Annotated in this window: 8 protein-coding genes; 3 read left to right on the top strand and 5 right to left on the bottom strand. The window is 50.3% G+C overall.

Annotation, left to right across the window (positions count from 1 at the left end):
• Positions 1 to 671: 671 nt before the first annotated feature.
• From tuf to VZT47_RS07285, 5 genes are all read right to left on the bottom strand, one after another.
• Positions 672 to 1,859, bottom strand: coding sequence for an elongation factor Tu (gene tuf / locus VZT47_RS07305; protein ID WP_330224314.1), 1,188 nt, complete (start codon positions 1,857 to 1,859; stop codon positions 672 to 674).
• 21 nt (positions 1,860 to 1,880) lie between these two features.
• A complete protein-coding gene (gene fusA, locus VZT47_RS07300) occupies positions 1,881 to 3,959 on the bottom strand; it encodes an elongation factor G (RefSeq protein WP_330224313.1) in 2,079 nt (692 codons plus the stop codon).
• Between the two features lie 20 nt (positions 3,960 to 3,979).
• A complete protein-coding gene (gene rpsG, locus VZT47_RS07295) occupies positions 3,980 to 4,450 on the bottom strand; it encodes a 30S ribosomal protein S7 (protein ID WP_330224312.1) in 471 nt (156 codons plus the stop codon).
• A gap of 52 nt (positions 4,451 to 4,502) precedes the next feature.
• The gene (rpsL, locus tag VZT47_RS07290) at positions 4,503 to 4,877 is read right to left on the bottom strand and encodes a 30S ribosomal protein S12 (protein ID WP_008860286.1); all 375 of its coding nucleotides are present in this window, start codon (positions 4,875 to 4,877) and stop codon (positions 4,503 to 4,505) included.
• A gap of 77 nt (positions 4,878 to 4,954) precedes the next feature.
• Entirely contained in the window at positions 4,955 to 5,206 is a 252-nt protein-coding gene (locus VZT47_RS07285) for a L7Ae/L30e/S12e/Gadd45 family ribosomal protein (protein WP_330224311.1), read from the bottom strand.
• Between the two features lie 725 nt (positions 5,207 to 5,931).
• On the opposite strand from VZT47_RS07285, the gene VZT47_RS07280 reads away from it, so the two are divergent.
• The 3 genes from VZT47_RS07280 to VZT47_RS07270 all read left to right on the top strand — a co-directional run bounded on the left by VZT47_RS07280 (position 5,932) and on the right by VZT47_RS07270 (position 12,498).
• Entirely contained in the window at positions 5,932 to 6,477 is a 546-nt protein-coding gene (locus tag VZT47_RS07280) for a TIGR00730 family Rossman fold protein (RefSeq protein ID WP_330224310.1), read from the top strand.
• Between the two features lie 1,081 nt (positions 6,478 to 7,558).
• Positions 7,559 to 11,851, top strand: a complete 4,293-nt coding sequence (locus tag VZT47_RS07275; RefSeq protein ID WP_330224309.1) for an acyl-CoA dehydratase activase — start codon at positions 7,559 to 7,561, stop codon at positions 11,849 to 11,851.
• The gene (locus VZT47_RS07270) at positions 11,848 to 12,498 is read left to right on the top strand and encodes a TetR/AcrR family transcriptional regulator (RefSeq protein WP_330224308.1); all 651 of its coding nucleotides are present in this window, start codon (positions 11,848 to 11,850) and stop codon (positions 12,496 to 12,498) included. The genes VZT47_RS07275 and VZT47_RS07270 overlap by 4 nt, the downstream gene beginning before the upstream one ends.
• Positions 12,499 to 12,782 lie beyond the last annotated feature (284 nt).

The following is a 12,782-nucleotide window of genomic DNA, read 5'->3' as shown; positions in this document are numbered from 1 at the left end:
TGCATCAAATTGGGGATCGAACTCAAAGAACATACTGTGGGTCGATTTCTGCCGCTAACCCAATTATACAGAAAAATTGAACTCCCACCGGTTTTATTTACGGTGGCAACGGCGCCGATATGTGTAATTGGGGAGCTGTCACCGAAGGTGACTGAGGGGTTGTTCTACAGGTGAACATCGGAATTGACTCAGGTTTTCGTGGGTATGCTCATGTATAATGCAGGCTGCTATTCTCCATTTCGGCATGAACGTGTAGATGAACCCACCCGCCTTCACTTCGTCCTCCCAACTCTTTCGAGGGCTTTGACGATAACGACTTGAACTGACATGACTCATACCGACAGAGCTCTTTCCACCGGATTTTTACCATCAAAAAGAGAGCGCTGCGCTCCCCGCTTTCCGCGCATGGCCGGGAATACACACTCTCCCCCGTGCGGAGGTTCACGTCCACGTGCGGCCGGGAATACAGGTCCCTGCCGCCCAAGTAGAGCCACCGCCTGCGTACAACCACTTTCAGCACAGTTGAGGGCCAAAAGCCCGTGCGCGAAGCGCACTATATGAGATTGGTTCGCGACAGCGAACCATATCCTTCACTTACCACTTACCACTATAAAGAAAAAAGAACTCCTCACAAGTGAGGAGTTCTTTTTATTTACAGCTTAGAGCCGAAATTATTTTGCAATCTTAGCTACAACGCCTGCGCCTACGGTACGGCCGCCTTCACGGATAGCGAAACGCTGGCCTTCTTCCATAGCGATCGGGGTAATGAGTTTAACTGCCATTTCGACATTATCGCCAGGCATGCACATTTCGGTGCCTTCCGGCAGGGTGATGTCGCCGGTTACGTCGGTGGTTCTGAAGAAGAACTGCGGACGATAGCCGTTGAAGAACGGGGTATGACGGCCGCCTTCATCTTTGGTCAGTACGTATACCTGAGCGGTGAATTCGGTGTGCGGATGTACGGAACCCGGTTTTGCGAGTACCTGGCCTCTTACGATGTCCTTACGGTCAATACCGCGGAGCAGGGTGCCGATGTTATCGCCAGCCAGAGCCTGGTCAAGGGTCTTTCTGAACATTTCAACGCCGGTAACAACGGTCGGGGTCGGTTTATCCTGGAGGCCGACGATTTCAACTGCGTCGCCAACTTTAACAGTACCACGTTCTACACGGCCGGTAGCAACGGTGCCACGGCCGGTGATGGTGAATACATCTTCGACAGGCATCAGGAACGGTTTATCAGTTTCACGCTGCGGGGTCGGGATGTAGGAATCAACTGCAGCCATGAGTTCATGGATCTTCTGTTTGTCAGCTTCGTTGCCATTCAGAGCGCCGAGAGCGGAGCCAACGATAATCGGAATATCATCGCCCGGATAGTCATAGGAGGAGAGGAGGTCTCTGATTTCCATTTCTACGAGGTCGATCAGTTCCGGATCATCTACCTGGTCAGCTTTGTTCAGGAATACGACGATAGCCGGTACACCTACCTGTTTAGCCAGGAGGATGTGTTCACGGGTCTGCGGCATCGGGCCGTCAGCTGCGGAAACTACGAGGATAGCGCCATCCATCTGAGCTGCGCCGGTGATCATGTTCTTTACATAGTCAGCGTGCCCCGGGCAGTCAACGTGTGCATAGTGACGGGTTTCGGTTTCGTATTCAACAGTTGCGGTGTTGATGGTGATACCACGAGCTCTTTCTTCCGGTGCTTTATCGATGGAAGCATAGTCGAGGAAGTTTGCTTTGCCTTCTTCGGACAGAACTTTGGTGATAGCAGCGGTGAGGGTGGTTTTGCCGTGATCGACGTGACCAATGGTGCCGATGTTAACATGCGGCTTTGTTCTTTCGTAATGAGCTTTTGCCATTTCTTTTCTCCTTAAAAAATTTTATTTATTTCCGAGTCTTTCTTCAGTGATCTTCTGAGAAATAGCCTTCGGAACTTCTTCGTAATGATCGAAGGTCATGGTGAAGGTACCACGGCCCTGGGTGGAGGAACGGAGAGCGGTTGCATAACCGAACATTTCGGAAAGCGGAACGAAACCTTTGATTCTGGATTCGCCGTTTTCGGTTTCCATACCTTCGATACGTCCACGACGGGAGTTCAGACCGCCGATAACGTCGCCCATGTAGTCTTCCGGAACATCGACTTCAACGCTCATGTATGGTTCGAGGAGGACAGGATCAGCTTTCTGGGCACCAGCCTTGAATGCCATGGAACCTGCAACCTTGAATGCCATTTCGGAGGAGTCGACATCATGGTAAGAACCATCATATACGGTAACTTTGATATCAACCATCGGATATCCTGCTACAACGCCATCCTGCATAGCAGCTTCGACGCCGGCCTGAATCGGGTTGATAAATTCTTTAGGAATGACGCCGCCAACGACTTCGTTAGCGAATTCGAAGCCTTTGCCTGCTTCCATCGGAGCCAGACGGAGCCAGCAGTGACCATACTGGCCATGGCCGCCGGTCTGACGAATGAATTTGCCTTCGGCTTCGACTTCTTTGCGAATGGTTTCGCGGTAAGCAACCTGCGGTTTGCCTACGGTGCATTCAACGTTGAATTCACGTCTCATGCGGTCAACGATGATATCCAGGTGGAGTTCGCCCATACCGGAAATGATGGTCTGGTTGGTTTCGGGATCGGTAGCAACGCGGAAGGTCGGATCTTCTTCTGCCAGTCTCTGAAGGGCATTGCCCATCTTTTCCTGGTCAGCTTTGGTCTTCGGTTCTACGGCTACGGAAATAACCGGATCCGGGAATTCCATCTTTTCAAGGATGATCGGGTTATCCGGATCGCACAGGGTATCACCGGTGGTTACATCCTTGAAGCCTACTGCTGCAGCAATATCGCCGGAGTAAGCTACATCGATTTCTTTACGGTGATTTGCATGCATCTGGAGGATACGGCCTACACGTTCCTTCTTGTCCTTGGTGGAGTTGAGGATGTAGGTGCCCTGATGAATTTCACCGGAGTATACGCGGAAATATGCCAGCTTGCCTACGAATGGATCTGCCATGATCTTGAATGCCAGGGCAGCCATCGGAGCGGAGTCGGAAGCTTCGCGTTCTTCTTCTTCGCCGTCAAGGCTGGTGCCTTTGACCGGAGGAACATCCAGCGGAGAAGGCAGATAGTCGATGACTGCATCGAGGAGCATCTGAATGCCCTTGTTCTTGTATGCGGAACCGCAGAATACAGGGAACAGTGCGCAGTCAAGGACCTGTTTACGGATGGAAGCTTTTACTTCGTCGATGGAGAGTTCTTCACCTTCGAGGTATTTTTCCATCAGGTCGTCGTCGCCTTCAGCGGCAACTTCCATAATAGCATCACGGGCTTCCTGTGCTTCATCGAGCATATCAGCCGGGATGTCTTCGATATGAATATTTTTGCCAAGGTCATCTTCATAGATTTCAGCCTTCATGGTCAAGAGGTCGATGATGCCTTTGAAGGTATCCTGCTTACCAATCGGGAGCTGCATGGCGATAGCCTTTGCATGAAGACGGGTGTCGATGGTCTTTACGGCATGCTGGAAATCAGCGCCGATGGTATCCATCTTATTGATGAATGCGATACGGGGAACTTTGTAGTGGTCTGCCTGTCTCCAAACGGTTTCGGACTGGGTCTGAACGCCATCTTTCGCACTGAATACAGCTACAGAGCCGTCGAGTACGCGGAGGGAACGTTCAACTTCTACAGTGAAGTCTACGTGCCCTGGGGTATCGATGATGTTGACACGATAGCCTTTCCAATGGCAGGTGGTAGCCGCAGAGGTAATGGTAATACCGCGTTCCTGTTCCTGAACCATCCAGTCCATGGTAGCTGCGCCATCATGAACTTCGCCAATCTTGTGGTTTACACCGGTATAAAACAGGATACGTTCCGTGGTTGTTGTCTTACCTGCATCGATGTGAGCCATGATGCCGATGTTTCTTGTTTTTTCAAGCGGAAATTCTCTGCCCACGATTTTTTCTCCTTATATAATTACCAGCGGTAGTGAGCGAAAGCCTTATTGGCTTCAGCCATTTTATGAGTATCTTCTTTCTTCTTTACTGCTGCGCCCGTATTGTTGTAAGCGTCCATCAGTTCACCTGCAAGACGTTCTTCCATGGTACGTTCGCTGCGCTGGCGGGCATAGGATACCATCCAGCGGATACCCAGGGTCAGGCGGCGGTCCGCTCTGACTTCTACCGGTACCTGATAGTTTGCGCCGCCTACACGACGGGCACGAACTTCCAGAACCGGCATAACATTATTGAGAGCCTGTTCGAAAATTTCGATTGGTTCTTTATTCAGCTTGCTGTGGCAGATATCGAATGCGCCATAAACGATAGATTCTGCGACACCCTTCTTGCCGTCCAGCATAACTCTGTTGATGAAACGGGTTACTGTCTTGTTTCCATACACTGGATCCGGCAGTACGTCACGTTTCGGAACAGCACCTTTTCTCGGCATTGTTAATTTCCTCCTTATATAGTAGTCTGTTAATCACATTATGTTAGAAATATTATTTCTTTTCGCGTTTAGCGCCGTATTTGGAACGGCCCTGCTGACGACCGGATACGCCTACGGTATCGAGTGCGCCGCGGATAATGTGGTAACGGACACCTGGAAGATCCTTAACACGGCCGCCTCTGATCAGAACAACGGAGTGTTCCTGCAGGTTATGGCCTTCACCAGGAATGTAAGCAGAAACTTCGATTCCGTTGGTCAGGCGTACACGGGCTACTTTACGGAGAGCAGAGTTCGGCTTCTTCGGGGTAGCGGTGTAAACTCTTGTGCAGACACCACGCTTCTGTGGAGACTGTTTCAGAGCCGGGGTCTTCGCTTTGGTTGCCAGAGTCTGGCGTCCTTTACGAACCAGCTGATTGATTGTCGGCAAAATGGGCACCTCCTTTCCATAAGAGTAAATTTATAATTGATCCTCCGAAGCCTTAGGAAATAAAGCTTTGAAAGATATTACCGGGATTTGAGAAGCGCAGCGGATGCGGCCTTGACTTTGATTCCACAGGCACGGCCAATTTCCTTCTTCGTGTACTGCCGTTCCACAGGAACCCCACTTGCGCTGCAGGCTTCCATAAGAGGCAGAGATATGCGTTCGTCACAATCCGATGCGATGAATACCAAAGCGGCTTCCTGCTTTTCCAGGGCCCGCTCCGTTTCCTTCATGCCTACTACGAAATTTCCTTTCTTAAACTCTTCCAGCGTCATGAGTCCTCCTGCGTACCATTACACGTAATCCACGCAACATTGGAATTATACCATTACGGATAACCAATGTCAAACATTTTTACAACCTTTTTTCTTAGATTTTATGCATAACTTTTTTACAACGTATCCACGCGTATCATTCTGCAATTTCCAAAGAAAAATTTTCAATTCTCAGTTGGTCCGCTATCATTATTATATAGGAAATATGGTATGATGGGAATGTAAAATGTTGGTAGAAATACTGTACGAAACAGGGCAAACTTTATTTTTCGATAACTTTTGTTTCGGGGTATCGAGGCAATTGGGGCCGTCGGGAAGGATATGGTCTGCTGCGCAAACCAGTCATATAGTATTTGAAGCACAATTGGAATTCTTTTGATTGGAGTCAAATGAGCTAAATCGTGGTCCATGGTCCGTGGTCCGGTCCCCATGTGCCGAATCGTTCTTCGTTGTTCGTTATTCGTTCTTCGGAAATATCTCATCCCCATCGCGGAAAGCATCCTCCATTGGGGAAGCGCCCGGACAAAGTGAAGGGACAATCGATTCGAAGAATCGATATGCCTGCGCCGGCAGAAACACCACCTGTGTATATTCCCAAATATAAAACTCCGCGGCCATCAGGCCGCCACCTTCCCGACATTCCCGACAACCCCGAAACTATTCCCGATAATTCCCAATTCAAAAGTCATTTCATCATACAGTTTTCCTTATAGAAAGGACAGTCTATGAAAAATATCACCGTCTACTGCGGTTCCCGTTTTGGAAATAATACGGAATACGCCTCTTTTGCCGCCCGCCTGGGGGAAGCCCTGGGGAAGAATGGATACCATATGATTTACGGCGGAGGCACCGTAGGACTTATGGGAATCTGTGCCGATGCCTGCATGATGGCAGGAGGAAAAGTGACCGGAATCATTCCGGAAGTTTTCATCCTCAAAGAACAGGCCCACCGCGGAATTACCGAGCTCATCGAAGTACCGGATATGATGACAAGAAAACAGAAACTGATGGAAGCGGGCGATGCCTTCATTATTCTCCCCGGAGGAATCGGTACCCTGGAAGAATTCATGGATACCCTCTCCCACTACCGGATTTACGGACAGGGAAAACGGCCGCCCCTCATCCTCATCAATCTGGACCATATCTATGAACCTTTGAAAAAGCTCTTTGGAAACTGGATGGAAGCAGGCTTCGTGGATCAGGAAGACCTGTCCTGCATCTGCTTCTGCGAAACCATCCGGGAAGTGCTGGAAGTATTGAAAAGAGCGTAAAGGATTGGTTTTTAGTTTTAGAAATGGAAAGGCGCTCCGGGGAGTGCCTTTTTATATACATATATATAAGAAATATTTCAAGAACGGACCACCGAAAAGTTTAATAAAATTCTAATGATACAAATCGCGGTTTTTGCTACTATATACACAGAACAAAGAAATTCACCCGCAGGCTTCCGCCACGGCCAATCTCAGAGAAAGCGGAAGGGGAGAAAGACAGCGTTCTGAAACTTCATGGCGCCATGAAAAAAAGTGAAACAGTAAAAATAGTGAAATGATACCCCAAAAGCAGCGGGAGGAGTGTACCCCGCTGTCTTTTGGGGTATTTTTTTGTGTCTCTTCTGCCGTCATTACATGAAATGATAGAGGCATATCGACATGAACCGCTCGAGTCTTGCCATTTCCCTGGCCTGCCTTCAGCGGGCCAAAGCCATCGCAAGACCCCAACCGTCATTCATCTCCGGGCCCTCTACCCATTCAAGTCGAAGCGCCGGGGCAAAATGCCGCGAAGCGGCTTAAGTATGCCCCCAATCCTCCAACTGTTCAAATCGAAATGCCTCAAACCGTTCAGCATCATATCGTCAGGCAAAATCCCCCTTTCCGCAAATCATTCAAGCCGTAATGCCTCAATCGCCAAGCACAATATCGGCAGGCCAATCCCCCCATTCCGCTAAAGTTCCAAGTCGCAAAGCCTCAATCGCCAGGCACAATATCGGCAGGCCAAATCCCCCATTCCGCTAAAGTTCCAAGCCATAATGCCTCAAACGCCAGGCACAATATCGGCAGGCAAATCCCCCATCCCGCTAATCGTCCAGGTCGTAATGCCCCAAACGTCAGGCTCAATATCGGCAGGCAGATTACAGCGAGCATCTGACACACTCCGACACTTTTATATAACTGATTAGAACTTTTCAAACCCTGTTTAATCTTTTCATTGTATTCTATTGACCTCAGTGCTAAAATATAATCGAACAAGTTAATCAACCGATTATAAACAACAGTTTTTATTCTGTATGGGCCACAGGTTCCATGCTGTATCTTTATTTCGCGGGCTCTTTCCGGAGTTCAGGGAGGTTATTCAATGAAACCAGTCATTCATGTAGGTATCGATGTAGGCTCGACTACGGTAAAAGTCGTGGCCCTTTCTCCATACCTGAAGCTTCTTTTTGGCCGGTATCAGCGTCATATGTCAGATATCAGGACCGCCACCATGAGCCTCCTGAAGGAATTACAGGAGAAATTCTCCGGCAGCCGCATCACCGCATCCATTTCCGGGTCCGGCGGCATGGGGCTTGCCAGGCTCATGGGCCTTCCTTTTACCCAGGAAATCCTGGCGGAGACGAAGGCGGTCCAGACTTTCCATCCCGATACGGACGTCATTATCGAACTGGGCGGGGAAGATGAAAAAATCACCTACCTTCGAAATGGCGTGGATCAGCGAATGAACGGGGCCTGTGCAGGAGGGACCGGTGCTTTTATCGACCGTATGGCTTCCCTTCTTTCCGTAGATGCTCCCGGTCTTGGCGAGCTGGCTTCCAAAGCAAAGCAGATTTACCCCATTGCTTCCCGCTGCGGCGTTTTTGCGAAGACCGATATTCAAGCCCTTCTGAATGAAGGCGTTTCCCATGAAGATATCGCCCTTTCCGTCTTCCAGTCCGTGGTAAACCAGACCATTTCCGGCCTCACCTGCGGTCGTCCGGTTCACGGGAAAGTGGCTTTTCTCGGCGGACCGCTGACCTTCCAGCCCACCCTCCGCGAACGGTTCCAGAAGACCCTGGACATTGCCGATGAAGATATGATCGTCCCGAACCATGGGGAATTGTATGTAGCCATCGGTGCCGCTGTTTCCGCCTGCCATGACAGACCTTTCGACCTCGATTCCTGGCTTTCGAAAGTGGAACAGGAAAAAGACGTGGATCTCGGCGTTTCCAAGACCCTGGATCCCCTCTTTGCCAATGAAGAAGAATACAGAGAATTCGTAGACCGCCACAGCCGTTTCCATGCGCCCAGGGCCGATATTTCCCAGGCAAAAGGTTCCGTATGGCTCGGCATCGATGCCGGTTCTACCACGATTAAAGCCGTCCTTCTCGATCAAGATGGAAATATCCTTTACGAATACTACGCAGGAAATAAAGGCACGCCCCTGGCCGGAGCGCGGAAAATCCTTTCCGACCTCTATGCGAAACTTCCAAAAGGCGTCACTATTGCCGGAGCCGGTGTGACCGGATATGGCGAAGAACTCATTAAACGGGCCCTCCAGACCGATATCGGTGAAGTAGAAACCATGGCTCACTACCGCGGAGCGAAGCATTTCCTCCCCGACGTTTCCACCATTCTGGATATCGGCGGACAGGATATGAAATGCTGCCGCATCAAAGACGGGGCCGTGGATGAAATCCTTCTGAACGAAGCCTGCTCTTCGGGCTGCGGTTCCTTCCTGGATACCTTTGCCCAGTCCCTGGGCATGGATATCGAGACCTTCTCGAAAATTGCCCTGAAAGCACCACATCCCGTAGACCTTGGGTCCCGCTGCACGGTCTTCATGAATTCCCGTGTCCGGGAAGCCCAGAAAAACGGCGTTTCCGTAGCCGATATTTCTGCCGGCCTTTCCTACTCCGTCATCAAAAATGCCCTCTATAAAGTCATCCGTCTCCGCAAGGCGTCGGACCTTGGAAATAAAGTGGTCGTCCAGGGCGGCACGTTCTATAATGATGCTGTCTTAAGAGCTCTGGAAAAACTCCTGGACTGCCATGTCATCCGTCCGGATGTGGCAGGCCTCATGGGAGCTTACGGTATCGCCCTCATCACGAAAGATTCCTGCCCCGAAGGCCACCGGTCTTCCCTGGTCACCCCGGAAGAACTGGCATCCCTTTCCTACACCAATGAAATGAGACGGTGCCCGGGCTGCGGAAATCACTGCATGATTACCATCACGAAATTCAATGACGGCCGTGCTTTCGTTTCCGGAAACCGCTGTGAAAGAGGAGCTGCCATCATGCTCACCGGCAAGACCGCGCCTCACTCCTCCCTGCCCAATATTTACCGCTGGAAATATGACAAAATTTTCCATCGCCGTCCCCTTTCCCCGAAACAGGCCACCCGCGGCACCGTAGGCATCCCGCGGACCATGAATCTCTACGAAGATTATCCCTTCTGGCATGCTTTCTTCACGAAACTGGGCTATCGCGTCCTTCTTTCCTCGGAACAGCTCAGAGACATTCCGACAGAAGCCATGGAAACCATTCCGTCCTACTCCGAATGCTTCCCAGCCAAACTCGCCCACGCCCATATTTATGACCTCGCCAAACGGCATCCCGACTTCATCTGGTATCCCTGCATCGATAAAGGACCGGAGGAAGGCTCCACGAACAGTTATAACTGCCCCATGGTGGCCTCCTATCCGGAAAATATTCAGGCCAATATGGACGAAGTCCTTTCGAAATACAAAACCACATTCTACCATCCCTTCCTGCCCCTCCATTCCGATGCCCTGAATGGCAGGCTGAAGAAATTCTTCAAACCCCTGGGCATCAAAGGCGATGAAATCGATGCGGCCATCCGCGAAGGCCGCAGGGCAGAAAGCGCATACAAACAGGAACTGTATCAGGAAACGAAACGGATCCTGAAAGAAATCGAAGAAAAACACATCATCGGTATCGTTCTGGCAGGCCGTCCTTATCATGTAGATCCCACTGTCAACCATTCCATTCCGGATCTCATCAACCAGCTCGGAATGGCCGTCCTTTCAGAAGATGGCGTTTCCATGGTGGGCGGAGAATTCCCGAATCTCCGCGTCATGAATCAGTGGACCTGGCACAGCCGTCTCTATAAAGCGGCAGACTATGTGACCCGCCATGCCAATCTGGAACTGGTCGAATTAAACTCCTTCGGCTGCGGTCTGGATGCAGTCGTCACCGATCAGGTCCAGGAAATCATGAGCAAGAGAGGAAGACTCTATACCTGCCTCAAGATCGACCAGAGTCTGAATCTGGGTGCTGTCCGTATCCGTCTCCGTTCTCTCAAATCCGCCATCAAAGAAAGAGTGGAAGAAAATACAAAAGCCGCCCCCATTCTCTATCCGAAATCCGCCTTCACCGAGGAAATGAAAAAAGATTTCACCATCCTCGTTCCGGAAATGTCCCCCATTCACTTCCCATTGATCGAAGCTGCAGCCAGATCCTATGGCTACAACGTCCATATGCTGCCCCCAATCCACTCGGATATTGATGAAGGCCTTTCCTGCGTCAATAATGATGCCTGCTATCCCGCCATCATTACCATCGGTTCCCTTTTAAGAGCCCTGAAATCGGGCATGTATGACCTGAACAAAACAGCCCTCATGATGAGCCAGACCGGCGGTATGTGCCGCGCTTCCAACTACATCGGATTCATCCATAAAGCACTGGACGAAGCAGGACTCTCCCAGATTCCGGTCATTTCCCTCAATACCCAGGGCTTCGAACCCCAGCCGGGCTTCAAACTCACCGCAGGCCTTGGCATCCGGCTCGTCCAGGCAGTCGTCTATGGCGATGCCCTCCAGATGTGCCTCTATCGGACACGGCCCTATGAAAAAGAACCGGGCAGCGCAGAAACCCTCTACCACACCTGGCAGAAAAAAGCAGCCGAATCCATCCTGAAAGGCGAATCCTACCGCCAGTATTCGAAGAACCTCTCCCGGATCATCAAAGATTTCGAAAGACTTCCCCTCTCCGATGTGGCAAGACGCCCGAGAATCGGCATCGTCGGAGAAATTTACGTCAAATTCTCCCCCATCGCATCGAACGACATCGTCCATGCCATCGAAGCCAACGGAGGCGAAGCAGAAACCAGCGGCATGCTTGATTTCTTCCTCTATGGATCCCTGGACAGCCATTTCCAGCATAAATATATGGATGGCTCCTTCCAGAAAGACCTGAAAGACTCCTTCAGCCGATATATCATCGAATGGTATAGACGGCCCCTCGAAAAAGCCCTCAAAGGCTCCAAGCGGTTCCACGAAATCACCCCGATTTCCAAACTGGCCAAACGGGCCTCCCAGTACCTGTCCCTTGGAAACCGGGCCGGTGAAGGCTGGTTCCTCACCGCCGATATGATCGATCTTCTTTACCATGAATGCCGGGGCGTCGTATGCCTGCAGCCATTTGCATGCCTGCCGAACCACATCACCGGCGAAGGCATGATCCATAAACTTCACGGAGCCTATCCGGAAGCCGTCTTCCTGGCTTTGGACTGTGATGCCAGCGCCAGCGAAGTGAACCAGGCAAACCGCCTGAAACTCATGATGAACGCTTTGACCGAACAGGAAAAAGCGGCACAGGAAATCCCGTTCATTGATAGAAAACCGATTTCCATCAGAAAGGGCACCACATTATGACCAAAAAACTCACAGACAAAGGAGAACGGGTGCGGGAAAAAATGATTGAAACCACCGTCCGCATCCTCCAGCAGCAGGGATTCAAAAAAGCCACCGTCCGGGCCATCGCCAAAGATGCAGGCGTCAATATCGCCTCCGTCCGTTACTACTTCGGTTCCAAAGAAGAACTCATCGGCTGCGCCCTGGAATACATGATGGGAAATCTGGAAAACATCGTCGCCTACCTCGACGATACAAGATTCGGGCCCAAAGAACGAATGAAGAAATACATGCTCGCCTACTTCGCCCTCGCCCGTCAGCATCCCGCCCTCTTCAGAAATATTTCCAACCCCTCCAGCGAAGATGCCAAAGATACCTACTTCATCTATCTTTCTTTGCTTCACAGCCAGTGCTGGGAAAAAGTCATTCATAACATCGCCGAAATGACAGGCTACACCGAACAGAGAGACCTGGAACTCAAAGCCATGCAGCTCTTCTCCGCCGTAGAATTTCCGATCATCCTGGTCTCCAATAAAAAAGACTCCTTTATCTCTGCTTATACCGATCAGGATACACTCGATCGGTATGTAGATATACTGCTGGATAACGTGGAAGAAAAGAAAGAGAAGAACGTTTACATTAAGGAAATACTGCAAGGCGTAAGATAGCCGTTAGCAGTTAGCAGTTAGCCTTTAGCCTTTAGAAATACGAAATGCGGCCCTTCGGGACCGCATTTTTTGTATTCATTTGATATAATAAAAACCATAAACAACGATTTTTGCCAATTAACTCAAACGCAGGCCCTTCCCGGCGAATAGCCCTCCTCGCAGGCCCCCCGAAGTTCGTAATGGCAACAAAATAAGGACATCAAAAATCTAATATTGTGGATTTTTAGGTTTATTAGATGAAAATTAGCCTTCTAATCTATCCGACCTATCCTTAATGGGTAAAT

The organism is Dialister sp. (assembly GCF_036343215.1).
Taxonomy (GTDB): Bacteria; Bacillota; Negativicutes; order Veillonellales; family Dialisteraceae; genus Dialister.
This window is presented reverse-complemented; position numbering and strand designations above follow the sequence as displayed.